The 23,176-nt window shown below is 61.3% G+C and carries 23 protein-coding genes and 1 tRNA gene; all 24 read left to right on the top strand.

Features of this window, described 5'->3' with window-relative positions; translation table 11 throughout:
- The first annotated feature begins 93 nt into the window (after nucleotides 1-93).
- Nucleotides 94-366, top strand: a complete 273-nt coding sequence (gene rpsO / locus AB6809_RS17020) for a 30S ribosomal protein S15 (RefSeq protein WP_006048211.1) — start codon at nucleotides 94-96, stop codon at nucleotides 364-366.
- Between the two features lie 390 nt (nucleotides 367-756).
- The gene (gene pnp, locus AB6809_RS17025; RefSeq protein ID WP_029969803.1) at nucleotides 757-2,904 is read left to right on the top strand and encodes a polyribonucleotide nucleotidyltransferase; all 2,148 of its coding nucleotides are present in this window, start codon (nucleotides 757-759) and stop codon (nucleotides 2,902-2,904) included.
- A 256-nt stretch (nucleotides 2,905-3,160) separates the two neighbouring features.
- The gene (locus AB6809_RS17030) at nucleotides 3,161-4,177 is read left to right on the top strand and encodes an NAD(P)H-quinone oxidoreductase (RefSeq protein ID WP_029969801.1); all 1,017 of its coding nucleotides are present in this window, start codon (nucleotides 3,161-3,163) and stop codon (nucleotides 4,175-4,177) included.
- Nucleotides 4,178-4,339: 162 nt separating this feature from the next.
- On the top strand, nucleotides 4,340-5,119 hold the full coding sequence (gene tpiA, locus AB6809_RS17035; protein ID WP_029969799.1) for a triose-phosphate isomerase: 780 nt from the start codon (nucleotides 4,340-4,342) through the stop codon (nucleotides 5,117-5,119).
- Between the two features lie 79 nt (nucleotides 5,120-5,198).
- Nucleotides 5,199-5,585: a preprotein translocase subunit SecG gene (gene secG, locus AB6809_RS17040; protein ID WP_006052905.1), complete on the top strand. Its 387-nt coding sequence runs from the start codon at nucleotides 5,199-5,201 to the stop codon at nucleotides 5,583-5,585.
- 114 nt (nucleotides 5,586-5,699) lie between these two features.
- Nucleotides 5,700-5,784 (top strand) — tRNA-Leu (locus tag AB6809_RS17045).
- A gap of 159 nt (nucleotides 5,785-5,943) precedes the next feature.
- Entirely contained in the window at nucleotides 5,944-6,303 is a 360-nt protein-coding gene (locus tag AB6809_RS17050; RefSeq protein WP_029969798.1) for an NADH-quinone oxidoreductase subunit A, read from the top strand.
- A gap of 63 nt (nucleotides 6,304-6,366) precedes the next feature.
- Nucleotides 6,367-6,846: an NADH-quinone oxidoreductase subunit B family protein gene (locus AB6809_RS17055; protein WP_006052903.1), complete on the top strand. Its 480-nt coding sequence runs from the start codon at nucleotides 6,367-6,369 to the stop codon at nucleotides 6,844-6,846.
- A 21-nt stretch (nucleotides 6,847-6,867) separates the two neighbouring features.
- The gene (locus AB6809_RS17060; RefSeq protein ID WP_006052902.1) at nucleotides 6,868-7,470 is read left to right on the top strand and encodes an NADH-quinone oxidoreductase subunit C; all 603 of its coding nucleotides are present in this window, start codon (nucleotides 6,868-6,870) and stop codon (nucleotides 7,468-7,470) included.
- 9 nt (nucleotides 7,471-7,479) lie between these two features.
- The gene (locus AB6809_RS17065; protein ID WP_006052901.1) at nucleotides 7,480-8,733 is read left to right on the top strand and encodes an NADH-quinone oxidoreductase subunit D; all 1,254 of its coding nucleotides are present in this window, start codon (nucleotides 7,480-7,482) and stop codon (nucleotides 8,731-8,733) included.
- 132 nt (nucleotides 8,734-8,865) lie between these two features.
- A complete protein-coding gene (gene nuoE / locus AB6809_RS17070; protein ID WP_006052900.1) occupies nucleotides 8,866-9,351 on the top strand; it encodes an NADH-quinone oxidoreductase subunit NuoE in 486 nt (161 codons plus the stop codon).
- Entirely contained in the window at nucleotides 9,348-10,676 is a 1,329-nt protein-coding gene (gene nuoF, locus AB6809_RS17075; RefSeq protein ID WP_006052899.1) for an NADH-quinone oxidoreductase subunit NuoF, read from the top strand. The genes nuoE and nuoF overlap by 4 nt, the downstream gene beginning before the upstream one ends.
- Nucleotides 10,677-10,863: 187 nt before the next feature.
- Nucleotides 10,864-13,197 carry an NADH-quinone oxidoreductase subunit NuoG gene (gene nuoG / locus AB6809_RS17080; RefSeq protein ID WP_029969796.1) on the top strand — a complete coding sequence of 778 codons (2,334 nt, stop codon included), beginning with the start codon at nucleotides 10,864-10,866 and terminating at the stop codon, nucleotides 13,195-13,197.
- Nucleotides 13,198-14,262 (top strand): NADH-quinone oxidoreductase subunit NuoH, encoded by a 1,065-nt coding sequence (gene nuoH / locus AB6809_RS17085; RefSeq protein ID WP_006052897.1) that lies wholly within the window; start codon nucleotides 13,198-13,200, stop codon nucleotides 14,260-14,262.
- A 15-nt stretch (nucleotides 14,263-14,277) separates the two neighbouring features.
- A complete protein-coding gene (gene nuoI, locus AB6809_RS17090; RefSeq protein ID WP_027801274.1) occupies nucleotides 14,278-14,766 on the top strand; it encodes an NADH-quinone oxidoreductase subunit NuoI in 489 nt (162 codons plus the stop codon).
- 203 nt (nucleotides 14,767-14,969) lie between these two features.
- On the top strand, nucleotides 14,970-15,656 hold the full coding sequence (locus AB6809_RS17095) for an NADH-quinone oxidoreductase subunit J (RefSeq protein WP_006052895.1): 687 nt from the start codon (nucleotides 14,970-14,972) through the stop codon (nucleotides 15,654-15,656).
- 20 nt (nucleotides 15,657-15,676) lie between these two features.
- Nucleotides 15,677-15,982 (top strand): NADH-quinone oxidoreductase subunit NuoK, encoded by a 306-nt coding sequence (nuoK, locus tag AB6809_RS17100; RefSeq protein WP_006052894.1) that lies wholly within the window; start codon nucleotides 15,677-15,679, stop codon nucleotides 15,980-15,982.
- 17 nt (nucleotides 15,983-15,999) lie between these two features.
- Nucleotides 16,000-18,078 (top strand): NADH-quinone oxidoreductase subunit L, encoded by a 2,079-nt coding sequence (gene nuoL / locus AB6809_RS17105; RefSeq protein ID WP_029969791.1) that lies wholly within the window; start codon nucleotides 16,000-16,002, stop codon nucleotides 18,076-18,078.
- A gap of 14 nt (nucleotides 18,079-18,092) precedes the next feature.
- Nucleotides 18,093-19,583 (top strand): NADH-quinone oxidoreductase subunit M, encoded by a 1,491-nt coding sequence (locus AB6809_RS17110; protein ID WP_029969790.1) that lies wholly within the window; start codon nucleotides 18,093-18,095, stop codon nucleotides 19,581-19,583.
- A 22-nt stretch (nucleotides 19,584-19,605) separates the two neighbouring features.
- On the top strand, nucleotides 19,606-21,078 hold the full coding sequence (nuoN, locus tag AB6809_RS17115) for an NADH-quinone oxidoreductase subunit NuoN (protein WP_029969789.1): 1,473 nt from the start codon (nucleotides 19,606-19,608) through the stop codon (nucleotides 21,076-21,078).
- Nucleotides 21,078-21,374: a DUF2818 family protein gene (locus tag AB6809_RS17120; protein ID WP_006052890.1), complete on the top strand. Its 297-nt coding sequence runs from the start codon at nucleotides 21,078-21,080 to the stop codon at nucleotides 21,372-21,374. The genes nuoN and AB6809_RS17120 overlap by 1 nt, the downstream gene beginning before the upstream one ends.
- A gap of 43 nt (nucleotides 21,375-21,417) precedes the next feature.
- Nucleotides 21,418-22,002, top strand: a complete 585-nt coding sequence (locus tag AB6809_RS17125) for an NUDIX domain-containing protein (protein WP_029969788.1) — start codon at nucleotides 21,418-21,420, stop codon at nucleotides 22,000-22,002.
- 331 nt (nucleotides 22,003-22,333) lie between these two features.
- The gene (locus tag AB6809_RS17130) at nucleotides 22,334-22,591 is read left to right on the top strand and encodes a hypothetical protein (RefSeq protein WP_006052888.1); all 258 of its coding nucleotides are present in this window, start codon (nucleotides 22,334-22,336) and stop codon (nucleotides 22,589-22,591) included.
- A gap of 38 nt (nucleotides 22,592-22,629) precedes the next feature.
- Nucleotides 22,630-23,154, top strand: a complete 525-nt coding sequence (locus AB6809_RS17135) for an AlpA family transcriptional regulator (protein ID WP_029969787.1) — start codon at nucleotides 22,630-22,632, stop codon at nucleotides 23,152-23,154.
- Nucleotides 23,155-23,176 lie beyond the last annotated feature (22 nt).

A 23,176-nucleotide genomic window follows, 5' to 3' on the forward strand; every position in this document is an offset into this window, starting at 1 on the left:
TCCAAAAGAGCGCTTTGCGGCGCCGGTTGCACGGGTAACCCACGGCACGGCCTTTCTTCCGTGACCGCCTGTCTAGTTCTCAAGGAAATCGACATGTCCGCAGTTGATACAAGCAAGAAGTCCGAAGTCGTCGCGCAATTCGCACGCGCAGCTAACGACACCGGCTCCCCCGAAGTTCAGGTCGCGCTGCTCACGACCCGCATCAACGAACTGACCGTTCACTTCAAGGCACACGCGAAAGATCACCACAGCCGCCGCGGTCTGCTGCGCATGGTGAGCCGCCGTCGCAAGCTGCTCGACTACCTGAAGGGTAAGGACGCGGATCGTTACCGCGCACTGATCGAGAAGCTGGGTCTGCGTAAGTAATCGGCCAGTCGTTCAGCAAGATGCCTGTGTCAGTTCCGCTGATGCAGGCATTTTGTTTTTGCACGGTGCGCTTCGTGTGACGCGCACTGCCTGAATTCCTCGGCGGCGTGCTGGTTCGCGCGGCGGGGCAGGAAGCGGTAAATGCAGTAATAAGCACGACAAATGCAGTAGAAAAGCAGCAGTAGAGCAAGCAGAAGAAGCAGAAATAGAAACATGGCCGGGCTTCAGGGCGGAGCTTTGTGTCATTCCAGCGGTTCGCGCGCGTTCGCCATGCAGGCGGCGCGGCGCGTGGCTCTCTGGAATGGCATAACACACCTCTTCCCATGCGGCGCCGGTTCTGGCGTTGCCGCGCCGCTTCTGGTCCGCGCGGCATTACGATGAGGAAAAGCAATGACTATGTTCAGCAAGATCGTCAAAGAATTTAAGTGGGGACAACATAACGTTCGCCTGGAAACCGGCGAAATCGCTCGCCAGGCGAGCGGCGCGGTGATCGTCGACGTCGAAGACACCGTTATCCTGGCGACCGTGGTCGGCGCCAAGACCGCCAAGCCGGGCCAGGACTTCTTCCCGCTGACCGTCGACTATCTCGAGAAGACTTACGCCGCCGGCAAGATTCCGGGCGGTTTCTTCCGCCGCGAAGGCCGTCCGTCGGAAGGCGAAACGCTGATCTCGCGCCTGATCGACCGTCCGCTGCGTCCGCTGTTCCCGGAAGGCTTCTACAACGAAGTGCAGGTCGTGATTCACGTCCTGTCGCTGAATCCGGACGTTCCCGCTGACATTCCCGCGCTGATCGGCGCGTCGGCGGCACTCGCCGTGTCCGGTCTGCCGTTCAACGGCCCGGTCGGCGCAGCGCGCGTGGCTTACATCAACAACGAATACGTGCTGAACCCGACGCGTCCGCAAATGAAGGAATCGGCGCTCGACCTGATCGTCGCCGGTACGGAACGCGCGGTGCTGATGGTGGAATCCGAAGCGCAGCAACTGAGCGAAGAGGTGATGCTCGGCGGTGTGGTGTTCGGCCACGAGCAAATGCAGATCGCGATCGACGCGATCCACGATCTGGTCCGTGAAGGCGGCAAGCCGGAATGGGATTGGCAGCCGGCGGCGAAGAACGAGCCGCTGATCGCACGCGTGACGGAACTGGCGCAAGCCGAACTGCTCGCGGCTTACCAGATCCGCGACAAGCAGGCACGTTCGAGCAAGCTGAAGGAAGTCTACGCAGCCGTTTCGGCGAAGCTGGAAGAAGAAGCCGCGGCAAGCGGCACCGTGGCGGCCGACAAGGCAACGGTCGGCAATGTGCTGTTCGACATCGAAGCGAAGATCGTCCGTACGCAGATCCTGAACGGCGAACCGCGTATCGACGGCCGCGACACGCGCACCGTGCGCCCGATCGAAATCCGTACCGGCGTGCTGCCGCGTACGCACGGTTCGGCGCTGTTCACGCGCGGCGAGACGCAGGCGCTGGTGGTGGCCACGCTCGGCACGAAGGGCGACGAGCAGAACATCGACGCACTCGAAGGCGAGTACCGCGAGCGCTTCATGCTCCACTACAACATGCCGCCGTTCGCGACCGGCGAAACGGGCCGCGTCGGTTCGCCGAAGCGCCGTGAAATCGGTCACGGCCGTCTCGCCAAGCGCGCGCTGGCCGCCTGCCTGCCGAGCGCCGACGAATTCGGCTACTCGATTCGCGTCGTGTCGGAAATCACGGAATCGAACGGTTCGTCGTCAATGGCTTCAGTGTGCGGCGGCTGCCTCGCGCTGATGGACGCCGGCGTGCCGATGAAGGCGCACGTCGCCGGCATCGCGATGGGCCTGATTCTCGAAGGCAACAAGTTTGCCGTGCTGACCGACATTCTCGGCGACGAAGATCACCTCGGCGACATGGACTTCAAGGTGGCGGGCACGGAACAAGGCGTGACCGCGCTGCAGATGGACATCAAGATCCAGGGCATCACGAAGGAAATCATGCAGGTCGCTCTCGCGCAAGCGAAGGAAGGCCGCATGCATATTCTCGGCAAGATGACGTCGGCCGTGTCGGGTGCTAACACGCAACTGTCCGAGTTCGCGCCGCGCATGATCACCATCAAGATCAATCCGGAAAAGATCCGCGACGTGATCGGCAAGGGCGGTTCGGTGATCCGCGCGCTGACGGAAGAAACCGGCACGACGATCGATATTTCCGACGACGGCGTCGTGACCATCGCCAGCACCAGCAGCGAAGGCATGGCCGAAGCGAAGAAGCGTATCGAGAACATCACGCTCGAAGTCGAAGTGGGCCAGGTGTACGAAGGCACGGTGCTGAAGCTGCTGGATTTCGGCGCGATTGTGAACATTCTGCCGGGCAAGGACGGTCTGTTGCATATCTCCGAGATCGCGAACGAGCGCATCAAGGACATCAACGACTACCTGAAGGACGGCCAGCAAGTGAAGGTCAAGGTCATCCAGACGGACGAGAAGGGTCGTGTGCGTTTGTCGGCGAAGGCGTTGCTGAACGACGGCGCGTCGAGCGCGCCGCAAGGCGAACCGACGCCGCAGTAAAGCGGTAGCGGGACAACGGCCGGCAGCGCGAATGCGCGCCGGCCGTTTTTCATGGTGGACAGGGTGGATTGCGTTGCAAATGGATGCTGAAGCGTGGTGCAAGGGGTACGCTGCTTGCATTGCGTGGCCTCGCGAAAATCGCGCTTTTCGCGCGTGTCGCACGTGATTGCCGCGATCCGGCGACAATGCGAATGAGGTCCCGGCAAGCGCGGACGAACGCAGTAGGCAACGCAATCCAATCTTGGAGTTGACGCAGATGAAAGCGATCGAAATCACGGAATTCGGAGCGCCGGAAGTTCTCAAGCTCGCGGAGCGGCCCACGCCGCAGCCGAAAGCAGGCGAGGTGCTGATCAAGGTGGCGGCTTCCGGCATCAACCGTCCCGACGTGTTTCAGCGCAAGGGCGCGTATGCGCCGCCTCCGGGCGCGTCGGACTTGCCCGGGCTGGAAGTGGCGGGGGAAATCGTCGGCGGCGACATCGACGGGAAGAATAATCCGTTCGGTCTGAAAATCGGTGATCGCGTGTGCGCGCTGCTGGCGGGCGGCGGCTATGCCGAGTATGCGGTCGCGCCCCTGTTGCAGTGCTTGCCGGTGCCGGGCGGTCTGTCGGACGTCGAGGCGGCGTCGCTGCCGGAAACCTTCTTCACGGTCTGGAGCAACGTGTTCGATCGCGCGCAGCTCGGCAAGGGCGAGGGCGGGCCGAACGAAACCTTGCTGGTGCAGGGCGGCTCGAGCGGCATCGGCGTGACCGCGATCCAGATTGCGCATGCGCTGGGCTTTCGCGTGTTCGCGACCGCCGGCTCGGACGACAAGTGCCGCGCGTGCGAAGCGCTGGGCGCCGAGCGGGCGATCAACTACAAGACGGAAGATTTCGTCGAAGTCATCAAGTCGTTGACCAACGACCGCGGCGTCGACGTGGTCCTCGACATGGTGGCGGGCAGCTACGTGTCGCGCGAGCTGACCGCGCTGGCGGACGGCGGGCGCATCGTGCTGATTGCCCTTTTGGGCGGCGCGAAGGCGGAGCTGAATCTGAACGAGGTGCTGCGCCGCCGTTTGACCGTGACCGGTTCGACGCTTCGTTCGCGGCCAATCGAATTCAAGGCGAAAATCGCCGCACAGCTCAAGGAGCAGGTGTGGCCCCATCTCGAGGGCGGGCGGATCAAGCCTGTCGTGCATCGCGTGTTTCCGGCCGCGCAGGCCGCCGACGCCCACGCGCTGATGGAGAGCAGCACGCACGTCGGCAAGATCGTGCTGACCTGGGGCGACGACGCCTGATGCGCGGCCGTCGGCGGGAGTCGGTGCGCGCCGGTTTGTTTGACCCGATCTCCCCCACGAAGTAAAATTGCGCGTTTTGCGCGCGCCGCATGAATCCGATAGGCGGACTGTAAGCGCGAACGACTAGCGCAATACGGCCCGCCGCCAAGACAAGACGAGACGATGTCGACACAACGAGCCAAACTGGTAGTCGGTAACTGGAAGATGCATGGGCGCCTCGCCGAAAACGCGGCGCTGCTGCAGGCCGTGGCGAAAGGCGCGGGTGAACTGCCGGCTGATGTGCGCGTAGGTGTGTGCGTGCCGACGCCGTATCTTGCGCAAGCGCAATCGTTGCTCGAAGGCAGCCGGGTGATGTGGGGCGTGCAGGACGTTTCCGCGTTCACGCAGGGCGCGTACACCGGCGAAGTCTCGGCGCAAATGGTGACGGATTTTGCCGCGACGTTTGCCATCGTCGGGCACTCGGAACGCCGCGCGTATCACCGCGAAAGCGCTGAGCTTGTCGCAGTGAAGACACAGCGTGCGCTCGAAGCCGGTTTGACGCCGATCGTCTGCGTCGGCGAAACGCTCGAGGAGCGCGAGGCCGGGGCGACAGAGCAGGTGGTCGGCGCGCAACTGGACGAAGTGCTGGCCAAATTGTCGGTGCAGGAAGCGGCGCGTATCGTTGTCGCATACGAGCCGGTCTGGGCGATCGGCACTGGCAAGAGCGCGACGGCCGGCCAGGCGCAAGCGGTGCACGCGTTCCTGCGCGGGCGTCTCGCCGCGAAGGGCGCCGAAATTGCGGGCGTGCCGTTGCTGTACGGCGGCAGCGTGAAGCCGGACAACGCGGAAGAATTATTCCGTCAGCAGGACATCGACGGCGGCCTGATCGGCGGCGCGTCGCTGAAGGACCAGGATTTTCTGGCGATCTGCAAGGCGGCGGCTGCAACGACAGCCGCTGGTTGAGCAGGGCGCCTCTCGGAATGACCCATTCCGGGCCCGCAGTCCGCGGGTTTCGGCTAAATAAAAGACTCAGGTGAGTGCAATGCTGTATTTGAAAACTTTGATTATCGTCGTTCAGCTGTTGTCGGCACTCGGGGTCATCGGCCTCGTTTTGCTGCAGCACGGCAAAGGCGCCGATATGGGCGCGGCTTTTGGTAGCGGTGCATCGGGCAGCCTGTTCGGCGCGACCGGCTCGGCAAACTTCCTGTCGCGTACAACCGCAGTGCTCGCCGCGGTGTTTTTCGTCACCACGCTGACGCTCACGTACCTCGGCGCTTATCGCGCCAAGCCTTCAGCCGGCGTGCTGGGCGCCGCGGTTACCGCGCCCGTGGCGGCTTCGGCGGCACCGGCTGGGTCCGCTCCGGCAGGCGGTTCGGCTGCGCTCGCGGCGTCGGCTGCATCGGTTCCGGCCACCGACGTACCGAAATAAAATTTTTCGTAGAAAGTGCTTTTGTGCGTTGAACAAACTGTTTGAACCGGTTAGAATCTAAGTCTTGAAGCGATTCGCGGGTTTTATAAGTTGTTTTCCCGGATTGCATACAGTGCCGACGTGGTGAAATTGGTAGACACGCTATCTTGAGGGGGTAGTGGCGAAAGCTGTGCGAGTTCGAGTCTCGCCGTCGGCACCAAATGTTATCTAATGCCAGCCGCTTGCTTCGCTTCGGCTGGCATTTTCACTTCTGGCGCGCGGTTTGCGTTGGTCTGCGGCGTGTACGTCTCAGAAGTGATTTCGCGTCAGGGGTGCTATGCTCCTGACGGCATTCAGAACCAACCGATTGAGGATAGTCTTGAACCTCGCAGCCTATTTCCCCGTCTTGATGTTCCTCGTTGTGGGCACCGGTTTAGGCGTAGCACTGGTCAGTATCGGCAAGATCCTCGGTCCCAACAAGCCCGATACCGAGAAAAACGCACCGTACGAGTGCGGCTTCGAAGCATTCGAAGATGCGCGCATGAAGTTCGACGTGCGCTATTACCTCGTGGCCATTCTCTTCATCATTTTCGATCTTGAAACCGCGTTCCTGTTCCCGTGGGGCGTCGCCCTGCGCGACATCGGCTGGCCTGGCTTCATGGCGATGATGATTTTCCTGCTCGAATTCCTGCTGGGCTTCGCCTATATCTGGAAGAAGGGCGGCCTCGACTGGGAATGATGGTTTAATCGCCGGTTTGCGTGGGTGGCCAAGGCTTGCCGCCCCGTCTGGAGTGGAAAGCAAATGAGTATCGAAGGGGTCTTGAAGGAAGGGTTTGTCACCACGACGGCTGACAAACTGATCAACTGGACGCGCACCGGTTCGCTGTGGCCGATGACGTTCGGTCTGGCGTGCTGCGCGGTCGAGATGATGCATGCGGGCGCGGCCCGTTATGACCTCGACCGTTTCGGCGTGGTGTTTCGTCCGAGTCCGCGTCAGTCGGACGTGATGATCGTCGCCGGCACGCTGTGCAACAAAATGGCGCCGGCTCTGCGCAAGGTGTACGACCAGATGGCCGAGCCGCGCTGGGTGATTTCGATGGGTTCGTGCGCGAACGGCGGCGGCTATTACCACTACTCGTATTCGGTAGTGCGCGGTTGTGATCGCATCGTGCCGGTCGACGTCTACGTGCCGGGTTGCCCGCCGACAGCGGAAGCGCTGGTCTACGGCGTGATCCAGTTGCAGGCCAAGATTCGCCGCACCAACACAATCGCCCGTCAATAAGGCAACGCCTCTCCCCACAATATGGCAAGCAAACTCGAGACCCTGAAAGCGAACCTCGAGGCGGCCTTTGGCGGCCTCCTGTTGAGCACTACCGAGGCAATCGGTGAGTTGACGATCGTCGTGAAAGCGAGCGACTACCTCAACGTGGCAACGCGTCTGCGCGACGACCGCTCGCTCGGTTTCGAGCAGATGATGGACCTGTGCGGCGTCGACTATCAAACCTATGCCGACGGCGCTTACGACGGTCCGCGTTTCGCGGCCGTTCTGCATTTGTTGTCGGTGCAGAATAACTGGCGTCTGCGGCTTCGCGTGTTCGCGCCGAATGACGACATGCCCATTCTGCCGTCCGTCGTCGATATCTGGAATTCGGCGAACTGGTACGAGCGCGAGGCGTTCGACCTTTACGGCATCGTCTTCGAAGGCCACCCGGATCTGCGCCGCATTCTGACCGACTACGGTTTCATTGGTCACCCGTTCCGTAAAGATTTCCCCGTCTCCGGCTACGTCGAAATGCGTTACGACCCGGAAGAGAAGCGCGTCGTCTATCAGCCTGTGACGATCGAGCCGCGGGAAATCACGCCGCGCGTGATCCGCGAAGATCGCTATGGCGGTCTGAAACACTAAGAGAACGCCATGGCAGAGATTAAGAACTACACGCTCAACTTCGGCCCTCAGCACCCGGCAGCGCACGGCGTGCTGCGCCTCGTGCTGGAACTCGACGGCGAAGTCATCCAGCGCGCCGATCCGCACATCGGCCTGCTGCATCGCGCGACTGAAAAGCTCGCCGAAACGAAAACGTTCATTCAGTCGGTGCCGTACATGGACCGTCTCGACTACGTGTCGATGATGGTCAACGAGCACGGCTACGTGATGGCGATCGAAAAGCTGCTCGGCATCGACGTGCCGGTGCGCGCCCAATACATCCGCGTGATGTTCGACGAAGTCACGCGCGTGCTGAACCACCTGATGTGGATCGGCGCGCACGCGCTCGACGTCGGCGCAATGGCCGTGTTCCTGTACGCGTTCCGCGAGCGCGAAGATCTGATGGACGTGTACGAAGCGGTGTCCGGCGCGCGCATGCATGCGGCGTATTACCGCCCGGGCGGCGTTTATCGCGATCTGCCTGACGCAATGCCGCAATACAAGGCGTCGAAGATTCGCAATGCGAAGGCATTGTCGAGAATGAACGAGAACCGTCAGGGCTCGTTGCTCGACTTTATCGACGACTTTTTCACGCGTTTCCCGAAGTGCGTCGACGAATACGAAACGCTGCTCACCGACAACCGGATCTGGAAGCAGCGTCTGGTCGGCATCGGCGTGGTCAGCCCGGAGCGTGCGCTGCAAATGGGTATGTCCGGCGCAATGCTGCGCGGCTCGGGCATCGAGTGGGATCTGCGCAAGAAGCAGCCGTACGAAGTGTACGAAAAGCTGGACTTCGACATTCCGGTGGGCGTGAATGGCGACTGCTACGACCGCTATCTGGTCCGTGTCGAAGAAATGCGTCAATCCACGCGCATCGTGAAACAGTGCATTGAGTGGCTGCGCAAGAATCCGGGCCCGGTGATGATTGACAATCACAAGGTTGCGCCGCCGTCGCGCGTGGGCATGAAGTCGAACATGGAAGAGCTGATTCACCACTTCAAGCTGTTCACGGAAGGCTTCCACGTGCCGGAAGGCGAGTCGTATGCCGCCGTCGAGCATCCGAAGGGCGAATTCGGCATCTATCTGATTTCCGACGGCGCGAACAAGCCGTATCGCCTCAAGATTCGCGCGCCGGGCTATGCGCATCTGTCCGCGCTCGACGAAATGGCGCGCGGCCACATGATCGCCGACGCCGTGACGATCATCGGCACGCAGGACATCGTGTTCGGCGAAGTAGATCGCTAGGACGTATTCATCGGCGCGCGTCTTCATGTTTGGTCCGAAGCGTGCGTCAAGCAAAGGAACGCCGGGTCTGTCGCAGCACGAAGTGAGCGACGGGTTTTCGTTCGGTAGGAATTGAAAGAGTCGTGTCTGAAAATGATCTCAGCTGAAGGCCTGAAAGAAATCGATCGTGCGATCGCGAAGTATCCCGCCGATCAGAAACAGTCCGCCGTGATGTCGGCGTTGGCCACTGCTCAGGAAGAGCATGGCTGGCTGTCGCCCGAACTCATGCAGTTCGTCGCGGACTATCTCGGCATGCCGGCAGTCGCCGTGCAGGAGGTCGCCACCTTCTACACGATGTACGAGACGTCGCCGGTCGGCAAGCACAAGATCACGCTCTGCACGAACCTGCCGTGTCAACTCGGCCCGGACGGCGGCTCCGACAGCGCCGCTGAATATCTGAAGCAGAAGCTCGGCATCGACTTCGGCGAAACCACGGCCGACGGCAAATTCACCTTGAAAGAAGGCGAATGCATGGGTTCGTGCGGCGACGCGCCGGTGATGCTGGTGAACAACCATCGCATGTGCAGCTTCATGAGCCGCGAGAAGATCGACCAGCTGCTCGAGGAACTTTCGAAATGACGTCTTTACACGATCGTCACATCAAACCGCTGATTCTCGCCGGCCTGAACGGCGACAACTGGCATCTCGAAGACTATGTGGCGCGCGGCGGTTACGCCCAGCTGCGCCGCATTCTGGAAGAAAAAATTCCGCCCGAGCAGGTGATCGCCGACGTCAAGGCGTCGGGTCTGCGCGGCCGTGGCGGCGCGGGCTTCCCGACCGGCCTGAAGTGGAGCTTCATGCCGCGTCAGTTCCCGGGCCAGAAGTACCTCGTCTGCAATTCGGACGAAGGCGAGCCGGGCACGTTCAAAGACCGCGACATCCTGCGCTTCAATCCGCATTCGCTGATCGAAGGCATGGCCATTGGCGCGTACGCAATGGGCATCACGGTCGGCTACAACTACATCCACGGCGAAATCTGGGAAGTCTACAAACGCTTTGAAGAAGCGTTGGACGAAGCTCGCCGCGCCGGGTTCCTCGGCGAAAACATCATGGGTTCGGGCTTCTCGTTCGAGCTGCATGCGCATCACGGTTACGGCGCCTACATCTGCGGCGAAGAAACCGCGTTGCTCGAGTCGCTGGAAGGCAAGAAAGGCCAGCCGCGCTTCAAGCCGCCGTTCCCGGCGAGCTTCGGCGTGTACGGCAAGCCGACCACGATCAACAACACCGAGACGTTTGCCGCGGTGCCATTCCTGCTCGCCATCGGCCCGCAAAATTACCTGGAAATCGGCAAGCCGAACAACGGCGGCACGAAGATCTTCTCGATCTCGGGCGACGTCGAGCGTCCGGGCAATTACGAAGTTCCGCTCGGCACACCGTTCGCCACGCTGATGGATCTCGCCGGCGGCATGCGCGGCGGCCGCAAGATCAAGGCCGTGATTCCTGGCGGTTCGTCGGCACCGGTCATTCCGGGCGACATCATGATGCAGACCGACCTGGACTATGACTCGATCGCCAAGGCGGGCTCGATGCTCGGCTCGGGCGCGGTCATCGTCATGGATGAAACGCGTTGCATGGTGCGTTCGCTGCTGCGTCTGTCGTACTTCTATTACGAAGAGTCGTGCGGTCAATGCACGCCTTGCCGCGAAGGCACGGGCTGGCTGTATCGCGTCGTGCATCGTATCGAGCACGGTCTTGGCCGTCCGGAAGATCTGGATCTGCTGAACTCGGTCGCGGAAAACATCATGGGCCGCACGATCTGCGCGCTCGGCGATGCGGCGGCCATGCCGGTTCGCGGCATGCTCAAGCACTACTGGGACGAATTCGAATATCACGTCGCCCACAAGCATTGCCTCGTCGGCGGTCATGCGGGCGCTGCGGCGGCAGCGGAAACAGTGGCTGCCTGAGCGAGGTTGCTGAGCGACCTCGCAAGTCGCCCGAGGCGCGCACGGACAGGCGCTCGGGCAAGCTCCCGGACAAGCGGCACGCCGGACAGGTATGCACCAGAACACGTCAACCACGGGATTCATTGCCGAGCGGGCGATGAACGGGGCGAACGATTGAGCGGTAACAGGTTAAGGAAGATTGACCATCATGGTTGAACTTGAAATAGACGGCAAGAAAGTAGAAGTGCCCGAAGGCAGCATGGTGATCCAGGCTGCGCATAAGGTCGACACGTACATTCCTCACTTCTGCTATCACAAGAAGCTGTCGATTGCGGCCAACTGCCGGATGTGTCTCGTCGATGTCGAAAAGATGCCGAAGGCCGTGCCCGCATGCGCGACGCCCGTGTCGGCCGGCATGATCGTGCGCACGAAGTCCGAAAAGGCGGTGAAGGGCCAGCAATCCGTGATGGAATTCCTGCTGATCAACCACCCGCTGGATTGCCCGATTTGCGATCAGGGCGGCGAGTGTCAGTTGCAGGATCTGGCGGTGGGCTACGGCAAGTCGTCGTCGCGTTATAGCGAAGAAAAGCGCGTCGTGTTCCACAAGAACGTCGGCCCGCTGATCTCGATGGAAGAGATGTCCCGTTGCATCCACTGCACGCGCTGTGTGCGCTTCGGCCAGGAAGTGGCCGGCGTGATGGAACTGGGCATGCTGGGCCGCGGCGAGCATTCGGAAATCACGTCGTTCGTCGGCAAGACGGTCGACTCCGAACTGTCGGGCAACATGATCGACCTGTGCCCGGTCGGTGCGCTGACCAGCAAGCCGTTCCGCTACAGCGCGCGTACGTGGGAACTGTCGCGCCGCAAGTCGGTAAGCCCGCACGATTCCGTCGGCGCCAATCTCGTCGTGCAGGTGAAGAACAACCGCGTGATGCGGGTTCTGCCGTTCGAAAACGAAGCAATCAACGAATGCTGGATTTCGGACAAGGACCGCTTCTCGTACGAAGGCCTGAACAGCCCCGAACGTCTGACGCAGCCCATGCTGAAGCAGGGCGGCAAGTGGGTCGAGACCGACTGGCAGACCGCGCTCGACTATGTGGTCAAAGGTCTGAAGGGCATCAAGGGCGACCACGGCGCAAACGCGCTGGCCGCGCTTGGCAGCGCGCACAGCACGGTCGAAGAACTGTTCCTGCTGAAGCAACTGGCGCAAGCGGTCGGCACGCCTAACGTCGACTTCCGTCTGCGTCAGTCGGACTTCTCGGCGCCGGTCAACGGCACGCCGTGGCTCGGCACTGCTATTGCGGACCTGTCGAACATCGACTCGGCGCTCGTGATCGGTTCCGATCTGCGCCGCGATCATCCGCTGTTCGCCGCGCGTCTGCGTCAGGCGGCCAAGGGCGGCGCGAAGCTCACGCTGGTGCAAGCCACCGGCGATGACGCGCTGATCCCGCAAGCGCGGCGTATCGCTGCGGCGCCGTCGGCATGGCTCGAGGCACTCGCCGGCATCGCGTCGGCGGTCTCGCAAGCGAACGGCACGGCGCTGCCGGAAGCGTTCTCTGGCGCACAAGCGTCGGACGCCGACAAGGAAGTCGCCAGGTCGCTGGCTACGGGCGAGCGTCGCCTCGTGCTGCTCGGCAACGGCGCGGTGCGTCATCCGGATTTCGCGGTCATTCATGCAGCGGCTCAGTGGATCGCAGACGCAACCGGTGCAACGCTCGGCTTCCTGACGGAAGGCGCGAACACGGTCGGCGCGCATCTGGTGAACGCATTGCCGGGCGAAGGCGGCCTGAACGCTCGCGAAGTCTTCGAACAACCGCGCAAGGGTTATGTGCTGATGAACTTCGAACCGGAGTTCGACACGGCCAATCCGGCGCAGGCTCTGGCTGCGTTGAACCAGGCTGAGATGGTCGTGGTGATGTCGCCGTTCCAGACGGGCGCCGAATACGCGGACGTGCTGCTGCCGATCGCGCCGTTCACCGAAACGGCCGGTACGTTCGTCAACGCGGAAGGCACGGTGCAGACGTTCAACGGCGTCGTGCGTCCGCTTGGCGAGACGCGCCCCGCATGGAAGGTGTTGCGCGTGCTGGGCAGCCTGCTGGGCGCGCCCGGCTTCGAATACGACACGGCGGAAGAAGTGCGCAGCGCGGCGCTCGGCGACGGCGAACTGCAATCGCGCCTGTCGAACCGCACGGGCGTAACGGTTGCTCGCGGCAAGACGGCGAAGGCAGCGGAAGGCAAGTTCGAGCGCATCGCCGACGTGCCGATCTACCATGCCGACGCGCTGGTTCGTCGCGCGGAATCGCTGCATCTGACCGCAGCCGCGCGTGCTGCGAACAACGTCGGCCTGCCGGCTGCGCTGTTCGACAAACTGGGTTTGAAAGAAGGCGACGCGGTGCGCGTGCGCCAGGGCGAGCAATCGGTGCAGTTGCCGGCCGTGCGCGACGCGAATCTTGCGGAGACGGTCGTCCGCGTATCGGCGGCTACGCCTGCCGGTGCAGCGCTGGGCAGCCTGTTCGGTGAACTGGTGGTGGAGAAGGCGTAAATGAGCTTGTTCGATACGATCAACTCGGGCGGCACCCAGCTTCTCGGTGTGGCATGGCCCACGGTGTGGGCACTGGTGCGCATCCTGGTGGTGGCCGTCGTGATCCTGCTGTGCGTGGCTTACCTGATTCTGTGGGAGCGTAAGCTGATCGGCTGGATGCACGTGCGTCTCGGCCCGAACCGCGTCGGCCCCGCAGGTCTTTTGCAGCCTATCGCCGACGTGCTGAAGCTGTTGCTGAAAGAAGTGATTCAGCCGACCCAGGCAAGCCGCTGGATCTACATGATCGCGCCGATCATGGTGGTGGTGCCGGCTTTCGCGGTCTGGGCGGTGATTCCGTTCCAGGCGGGCGCGGTGCTCGGCGACATCAACGCGGGTCTGCTGTATGCGATCGCGATTTCGTCGATCGGCGTGTACGGCGTGATTCTGGCCGGCTGGGCGTCGAACTCGAAGTACGCGTTCCTCGGCGCGATGCGCGCCGCGGCGCAAATGGTGTCGTACGAAATTTCGATGGGCTTCGCGCTGGTCGTCGTGCTGATGACGGCGGGCACGCTGAATCTGTCGGACATCGTCGGTTCGCAGGAACGCGGCTTCTTCGCCGCACACGGCCTGAACTTCCTGTCGTGGAACTGGCTGCCGCTGTTGCCGATGTTCGTCGTGTACTTCATCTCGGGCATCGCGGAAACGAACCGCCATCCGTTCGACGTGGTGGAAGGCGAATCGGAAATCGTCGCGGGTCACATGATCGATTACTCGGGTATGGCGTTCGCGCTGTTCTTCCTCGCCGAGTACATCAACATGATCGTGATCTCGGCGCTGGCGTCGACGCTGTTTCTCGGCGGCTGGAGTGCTCCGTTCGGCTTCCTGTCGTTTATCCCCGGCATCTTCTGGCTCGTCCTCAAGGTTTTCCTGCTGCTGTCGGTGTTCATCTGGGCGCGTGCCACGTTCCCGCGCTACCGCTATGACCAGATCATGCGTCTCGGCTGGAAGATTTTCATTCCGGTGTGCGTGGTGTGGCTAGTGGTGGTCGGCTTCTGGATCATGTCGCCGTGGAATATCTGGAAATAAAGGGCGGATGAACTCATGACCGCAATCCAAAATTTTTTCAAGACCTTCTTTTTGACGGAACTCGTCAAGGGCCTCGCGTTGACCGGACGTTATACGTTCCAGCGCAAGGTGACCGTGCAGTTCCCGGAAGAGAAGACGCCCATTTCGCCGCGTTTTCGCGGACTGCATGCGCTGCGACGTTATGAGAATGGCGAAGAGCGCTGTATCGCGTGCAAGCTGTGCGAAGCGGTGTGCCCGGCGCTCGCCATCACGATCGAGTCGGAAACGCGCGAAGACAACACGCGCCGCACCACGCGTTACGACATCGACCTGACCAAGTGCATCTTCTGCGGTTTCTGCGAAGAAAGCTGCCCGGTGGACTCGATTGTCGAGACGCATATTCTCGAATATCACGGCGAAAAGCGCGGCGATCTGTACTTCACGAAGGACATGCTGCTGGCCGTGGGCGATCGTTACGAAGCGGAGATCGCCGCGAACAAGGCTGCCGACGCACCGTATCGTTAAAGCGTCCAAGTACAAGCAGTAGGTGCGGCAGTAGCGCATCAAGTCAATGCAGCAGTAATACGGCCTGTTGTCGGGCCGAGCGCCGCGGTATGCAAGCCGCGGCACGGCGCACGCGTGCGTCTGTTCCGGCGGTTGTCACGCTGTGGCCGGACGCCCGTGCCAAAGAAAATGCCTGACGATGGCCTAACGATGAACCGGTAATCATGGAATTCACGACCGTACTGTTCTACATCTTCGCGCTGCTCCTGGTGGTTTCAGGGCTGAAGGTGATCACCTCGCGCAACCCGGTGTCGTCCGCACTGTTTCTCGTGCTGGCGTTCTTCAACGCAGCGGCTATCTGGATGCTGCTGCAGGCCGAGTTCCTCGCCATCCTGCTGGTGCTGGTCTATGTGGGCGCGGTGATGGTGCTGTTCCTGTTCGTCGTGATGATGCTGGACATCAACCTCGACGTGCTGCGCAAGGACTTCAGGCGCTTTGTGCCGATGGCCACGGTGGTGGGCGCGATCATCGTGCTCGAAACCGCGCTGATCCTGTGGCACGGCTACGGCGCGACGAGCACGGTGGTGCCCGACACGACCGCCGCGGCGGGCGGCATGGGCGACTGGTCGAATACCCGCCTGATCGGCAAGGTGATTTACACCGACTACATCTTCGCGTTCGAAGTGGCCGGCCTCGTGCTGCTGGTGGCGATCATCGCGGCTATCGCGCTGACCACGAGCCACAAGAAGGACAGCAAGCGCCAGAAGATCAGCGACCAGGTCAAGGTGCGTGCGCAAGACCGCGTGCGCGTCGTGAAGATGCCGTCGGAAAAGAGCCCGGCGACCGTCGCGGCGGAAGAAGCCGCAGCGGCGGCAGCAGCAGCCGAATCGGCGTCTGCGAAGAACAGCTGAGCGGACAGGAGATAGAAATCATGTTGACCCTTGCCCATTACCTCGTGCTCGGCGCGATTCTGTTTGCGATCAGCATCGTCGGTATTTTCCTGAACCGTCGCAACGTCATCATCATCCTGATGGCGATCGAACTGATGCTGCTCGCGGTGAATACCAATTTCGTCGCCTTCTCGCATTATCTCGGCGACGTGCATGGCCAGATTTTCGTGTTCTTCGTGCTGACCGTAGCGGCAGCGGAAGCAGCGATCGGCCTCGCAATTCTGGTGACCCTGTTCCGTAGCCTCGACACGATCAATGTCGAAGATCTCGATCAGCTCAAAGGTTAATCTCAGGAAAAGCGGTTATGTCCACGATACTCAATGAAAACCTGCTGCTGGCGATTCCGCTGGCACCGCTGGCCGGTTGCCTGATCGCGGGGCTGTTCGGGAAGGCGGTAGGGCGCGCGGGTGCGCACTCGGTCACGATCCTCGGCGTTGCCATCTCGTTCGTTCTGTCGATGATGGTGTTCTTCCAGGTGCTGGACGGCGCGAGCTTCAACGCCACCGTCTACGAATGGATGTCCATCGGCAAGACCAAGTTCGAAGTCGGCTTCCTCGTCGATTCGCTCACGGCCATGATGATGTGCGTCGTGACCTTCGTGTCGCTGATGGTGCACATCTACACGATCGGCTACATGGCCGACGACGACGGCTACCAGCGCTTCTTCTCGTACATCTCGCTCTTCACGTTTTCGATGCTGATGCTCGTGATGAGCAACAACTTCCTGCAGCTGTTCTTCGGCTGGGAAGCAGTGGGCCTGGTGTCGTACCTGCTGATCGGTTTCTACTACACGCGCGAGTCGGCGATCTACGCGAACATGAAGGCGTTCATCGTGAACCGCGTCGGCGACTTCGGCTTTCTGCTGGGTATCGGCCTGCTGTTCGCGTTTGCCGGTTCGATGAACTACGGCGACGTGTTTGCCAAGCGCACTGAACTGGCCGCATTGAGCTTTCCGGGTACCGATTGGGGCCTGCTGACAGTGGCGTGTATCTGCCTCTTCATCGGCGCAATGGGTAAGTCGGCGCAGTTTCCGCTGCACGTGTGGCTGCCGGATTCGATGGAAGGCCCGACGCCGATTTCCGCGCTGATTCACGCGGCAACCATGGTGACGGCCGGTATCTTCATGGTCACGCGCATGTCGCCGCTGTTCGAACTGTCGGATAGTGCGCTCTCGTTCGTCACGGTGATCGGTGCCATTACCGCGCTGTTCATGGGCTTCCTCGGGATTGTCCAGAACGACATCAAGCGCGTGGTGGCTTACTCCACGCTCTCGCAGCTCGGCTACATGACGGTCGCGCTCGGCGTGTCGGCTTATCCGGTCGGCGTGTTCCACCTGATGACGCACGCGTTCTTCAAGGCGCTGCTGTTCCTCGGTGCGGGTTCCGTGATCATCGGCATGCACCACGATCAGGACATGCGCAACATGGGCGGCCTGCGCAAATACATGCCGATCACGTGGATCACGTCGCTGATCGGTTCTCTTGCGCTGATCGGCACGCCGTTCTTCTCGGGCTTCTACTCGAAAGATTCGATCATCGACGCAGTGAAGCTGTCGCATCTGCCGGGTTCGGGGTTTGCCTATTTCGCCGTGGTGGCAAGCGTATTCGTCACCGCGCTGTATTCGTTCCGTATGTATTTCATGGTGTTCCACGGCAAGGAGCGCTTCCGCGATCCGAAGCATCCGGATTCGCCGATGGGCGCCGAAGCCGCGGCCCACGGTCATGGCAACGGCCATGACGCACATGGTCACGACGCGCATGGTCACGACGACCACGGTCACGCGCACGAACCGCATGAAACGCCGTGGGTCGTGTGGTTGCCGCTGGTGCTGCTAGCGATTCCGTCTGTCGTGATCGGTGCGATCGCGGTCGGCCCGATGCTGTTCGGCGACTTCTTCCAGCACGGCGTGGCGTTCGAGAAGGTGATCTTCATCGGCGAAAATCATCCGGCGCTGCATGAAATGGCCGAAGAGTTCCACGGCTGGGCGGCAATGGGCCTGCACTCGGTCGCGGGCCTGCCGGTGTGGCTCGCGCTCGCGGGTGTGCTCGTCGCGTGGTTCCTGTATCTGGTTCGTCCTGAACTGCCGGCTACCATCAAGCGCGCGTTCGGGCCGATCTACACGCTGCTCGATAACAAGTACTACATGGACAAGATCAACGAAGTCGTGTTTGCGCGGGGCGCCGTGGCGATTGGCCGTGGTCTCTGGAAGGAAGGCGACGTCGTCGTGATCGACGGCATCGTCAACGGCAGCGCACGCTTTATCGGCTGGTTCGCCGGCGTGATCCGCTTCCTCCAATCCGGCTACATCTACCACTACGCGTTCGCCATGATTATCGGCATGTTGGGGCTCCTGACCCTGTTTGTAACGCTCGGCGGCAAATAAGGCGAGGGACACTAATGCACGCTTATCCGATTCTCAGTCTCGCCATCTGGTTGCCGATCCTTTGCGGCCTGCTGGTTCTGGCCATCGGCTCCGACCGTAACCCCGGCCCCGCGCGCTGGGTCGCATTGATCGGCTCGATCGTCAGCTTCATCGTCACGATTCCGCTGATCACCGGTTTTGATTCGAGCAGCGCCGATCTTCAGTTCGTCGAACAGGCCAACTGGATCGAACGATTCAACATTACATATCACCTCGGTGTCGACGGCATTTCGATGTGGTTCGTCGTATTGACCGCATTGATCACGGTGATCGTCGTGATCGCCGGATGGGAAGTCATCACGAAGAACGTCGGCCAGTATCTGGCCTCGTTCCTGATCCTGTCGGGCATCATGGTCGGCGTGTTCAGCGCGGCCGACGGCATGCTGTTCTACGTGTTCTTCGAAGCGACGCTGATTCCGATGTACATCATCATCGGCGTGTGGGGCGGGGCGAACCGCGTGTACGCGGCGTTCAAGTTCTTCCTGTACACGCTGATGGGCTCGCTCCTGATGCTGGTCGCGTTGCTCTATCTGTACGTCCAGACCGGCACGTTCGATCTCGCCACCTGGCAGCATGCGCAGATCGCGATGACGCCGCAGGTTTTACTGTTCATAGCGTTCTTCATGGCGTTCGCCGTGAAGGTGCCGATGTGGCCGGTGCACACGTGGTTGCCTGACGCCCACGTGGAAGCGCCGACCGGCGGCTCCGTCGTGCTGGCCGCGATCATGCTGAAGCTCGGCGCATACGGTTTCCTGCGCTTCTCGCTGCCGATCGCACCGGACGCAAGCCACTTCCTCGCGCCGGTCGTCATTACGCTGTCGCTGATCGCGGTGATCTACATCGGCCTCGTCGCAATGGTGCAGGCCGACATGAAGAAGCTGGTCGCGTATTCGTCGATCGCGCACATGGGCTTCGTCACGCTCGGCTTCTTTATCTTCAATCAGCTCGGCGTGGAAGGCGCGATCGTGCAGATGATCTCGCACGGCTTCGTGTCGGGCGCGATGTTCCTTAGCATCGGCGTGCTGTACGACCGCATGCACTCGCGTCAGATCGCGGACTACGGCGGCGTCGTCAACGTGATGCCGAAATTCGCGGCGTTCGTGATGCTGTTCTCGATGGCCAATTGCGGCTTGCCGGGCACCTCGGGTTTTGTCGGCGAATTCATGGTGATTCTGGCCGCTGTCCAGTACAACTTCTGGATCGCGGGCGGCGCCGCCGTGACGCTGATTCTCGGCGCGGCCTACACGCTGTGGATGTACAAGCGCGTCTACTTCGGCGCGGTCGCCAACGACCACGTGAAGGGCCTGCTCGACATCAACCGCCGCGAGTTTTTCATGCTGGCAGTGCTCGCCGCACTGACGCTCTTCATGGGCCTGTATCCGAAGCCCTTTACCGATGTGATGCACGTATCCGTGGAAAACCTCCTCTCCCACGTTGCGCAGTCGAAGCTGCCGTTGTCTCAGTAACGCAGAGGAGGAATTAAAGACCATGCAAAACGCCCCTATGACTGCTCTGTTGCCCGACGCACTGGTGATGCTCGCCGTTGTCGTCGCGTGGCTCAACGACACGTTCGTCGGCCAGGCCGGTCGCCGTACCACGTATTTCATCGCGTTCCTGTCGTCGCTCGTCGCCGGCATCTGGTTCGCGGTCAATGCGTTCGACCCGTCGGTGCATTACTTCTTCAGCCGCATGTACGTCGTCGACTCGTTCGCGAGCCTGATGAAAGCGGTGGTGACACTCGGCTACGCGGTCACGATCGTGTATTCGCGCCGCTACCTCGAAGATCGCGGGCTGTATCGCGGCGAGTTCTTCCTGCTCGGCATGTTCTCGCTGCTCGGTCAGCTCGTGATGATCTCCGGCAACAACTTCCTGACGCTGTATCTCGGTCTGGAACTGATGTCGCTGTCGCTCTATGGCGTGATCGCACTGCGTCGGGAAGCCGCGCCGTCGAACGAAGCGGCCATGAAGTACTACGTGCTCGGCGCGCTGGCTTCCGGCTTCCTGCTGTACGGCATCTCGATGCTGTACGGCGCGACCGGCTCGCTCGATCTGAACGAAGTGTTCAAGGCGATCGGTCAGAGCCACTACGATCCGAGCGTGCTGCTGTTCGGCGTTATCTTCGTCGTCGCCGGTGTGGCGTTCAAGATGGGCGCCGTGCCGTTCCACATGTGGGTGCCCGACGTCTATCAGGGCGCGCCGACGGCGATGACGCTGCTGGTCGGCGGTGGTCCGAAGGTGGCGGCATTCGCATGGGGCCTGCGCTTCCTGGTGATGGGTCTGCTGCCGCTCGCAGTCGAATGGCAGCAAATGCTGGTGATTCTCGCGGCGCTGTCGCTGATCGTCGGCAACATCACGGGTATCGTGCAGCGCAACGTCAAGCGTATGCTCGCGTACTCGGCGATCTCGAACATGGGCTTCGTGCTGCTCGGTCTGCTGGCCGGCGTGGTCGATCACAAGACCACCGGTGCTGCGAGCGCGTATGGCTCGGCGATGTACTACAGCATCGTCTATCTGATCACGACGATGGGCACCTTCGGCGTCATCATGCTGCTCGCACGCCGCGAATTCGAAGCGGATACGCTCGACGACTTCAAGGGGCTGAACCAACGGAGCCCGGTGTTCGCGTTCGTCATGATGGTGATGATGTTCTCGCTCGCCGGCATTCCGCCTGCGGTCGGTTTCTACGCGAAGCTCGCGGTGCTGCAGGCCACGATGAACGCCGGCCTGACCTGGTTGACTGTGCTTGCGGTGATCACGTCGCTGTTCGGCGCGTTCTATTACTTGCGTATCGTGAAGCTCATGTACTTCGATGAGCCGCAAGACAAGTCGGCGATCGTCGCGGACACGGGCACGCGCGCGTTGCTCGCGCTCAATGGCGTGGCCGTGCTGGTGCTGGGCATCGTGCCCGATCCGCTGTTGAAAGCTTGCCTGCAGGCTATCCAGCACACGCTGTCGTTCTGATGTCGGCAGCGGGCTGGTTTATCGTGCTGTTGGCGCTGGTGGGCGCCAATCTGCCGTTCCTGAATCAGCGGCTCTTCGCCGCCGTCCCGTTGAAGGCGGCGAAGAAAAGCGCATGGGTCCGGATTGCCGAACTGATCGTGCTGTACTTCGTGGTCGGCGCGCTGGGCTTTCTGCTCGAAGCGCGCGCCGGCAACCGCTTCGAACAGGGTTGGCAGTTCTACGCGATCACGTTCGCGCTGTTCGTCGTGTTCGCCTTCCCCGGCTTCACTTTCCAGTATCTCGTCAAACGCCGCTGACGGCGTCTCGCCGTCGCGCACCAAGCTGTCCCGAGGTCCGCATATGGCTGAACTTCCCGACCACGACGCCGTCCTTACCGAGACCTGTGTCGACAGTAAGACGGTCCACCAGGGGCCGTTCCTGACGCTCAAGTGCGACACCGTGCGCCTGCCCGACGGCAAGCATGCGACCCGTGAGTATGTGGAACACCCCGGCGCCGTGATGGTGATTCCGCTGTTCGACGACGGCCGTGTGCTGCTGGAAAGCCAGTATCGCTATCCGATGGGCAAGGTCATGGTCGAGTATCCGGCCGGCAAGCTCGATCCGAACGAAGGCGCGCTCGCTTGCGCCATTCGCGAATTGCGCGAGGAGACGGGCTACACGGCGCGCGAGTATGTGTACCTGACGCGTGTTCACCCGATCATTTCCTACTCGACCGAGTTCATCGACATCTACCTCGCGCGCGGGCTGACTGCGGGCGAGCGCAAGCTCGACGACGGCGAGTTCCTCGAGATGTTTACGGCTACGGTTCCCGAAGTCTCGGAGTGGGTGCGGACCGGCAAGATCACTGACGTGAAAACGATTATCGGCACATTCTGGCTGGAGAAGGTGCTGTCCGGCATCTGGCCGATGGCGCAGCCGCAGTAGTTTTTTCAGAGTCTCCCAACGCGCAGGCGACGCTTGCGCCGCATCCAGGAAGCCCCTGCCGGTCGTCGACCGGCAGGGGCTTCGTCACTCTGAAGCGCGATAAGGCTTCTGTCTTTACCGCGGCGTGCGGTGTCTGAATATCAGCGCCTTTGTCCTATGCCATCCGGCAGTCTCGCGTGATCGCGGCGGCAACTTTAGTATGGAAGGCCGGCAAACGTCTTCACTGCTGCATTAATCGGGATAACGAAGCATGTGAGGCGGTTGAGCTCCGCGATAAAAATCAGGTTGTCACTTGACAACCTGATTCGCGAGTATTAAATTGGAGGACAGGATGGTTCGTGGAGTCCACGCTAAGAAAGAGATAGAGGCTGCGCTGGCTTATGCCGAGCGGCGCGGGTGGCGCATACAGAGCGGAGGCAAGGGCCACGCCTGGGGAAAAATGTATTGCCCTTACAAAGATGCGGAGTGCCGTTGCGGAGAATTCTGCATTTCAAGCGTATGGAGTACGCCGAAGAATGCTGATAACCACGCAAGACATTTGCGGCGTGTGGTCGACAATTGCACGGCGCATCGTTCGCAAAAGCATTGAGTAGGCAACGTTGTGGCCGAATAAAGCAGGAGTAGCAAATGGAATATACGTTCACGTTGAAGTATAAGCTTGCCGCGCAAGACAGCGATCTTGACGCGATTGTCGAACGCCTGGGCGAAGCAGGCTGTGACGACGCCACGGTCGGCGTGGGGCAAGCGGGGCGACTGGCGCTGGTCTTTTCGCGCGAAGCACCGTCGGCGGTCGAGGCACTGGTCAGCGCGCTCGGAGACGTCAAAAAGGCGGTGCCGTCGGCACGGCTTGTCGAAGCCGGGCCCGACTTCGTGGGGTTGACCGACGTCGCGGAAATTGCCGGCGTATCGCGGCAGAACATGCGCAAGCTCATGTTGAGCCATGCGGTCGAATTTCCGCCGCCGGTGCACGAGGGAAGCGCGTCAGTCTGGCATCTGTCGGACGTGCTCGACTGGCTGAACGCGCGCGGTGGCTACGACATCAAAGCCGACGTTTTCGACGTCGCCAAAACGGCTAAACAGGTCAACCTTGCCAAAGAGGCGCGGGAGCTTGAACCGCGCTTCAATCGTCGGCTGGAATGCCTGGTGGCGTGAGCGTCAATCGTGAACGGAGGGG

It is taken from the genome of Paraburkholderia sp. RCC_158 (genome assembly GCF_041355255.1).
Classification (GTDB): Bacteria; Pseudomonadota; Gammaproteobacteria; order Burkholderiales; family Burkholderiaceae; genus Paraburkholderia; species Paraburkholderia graminis.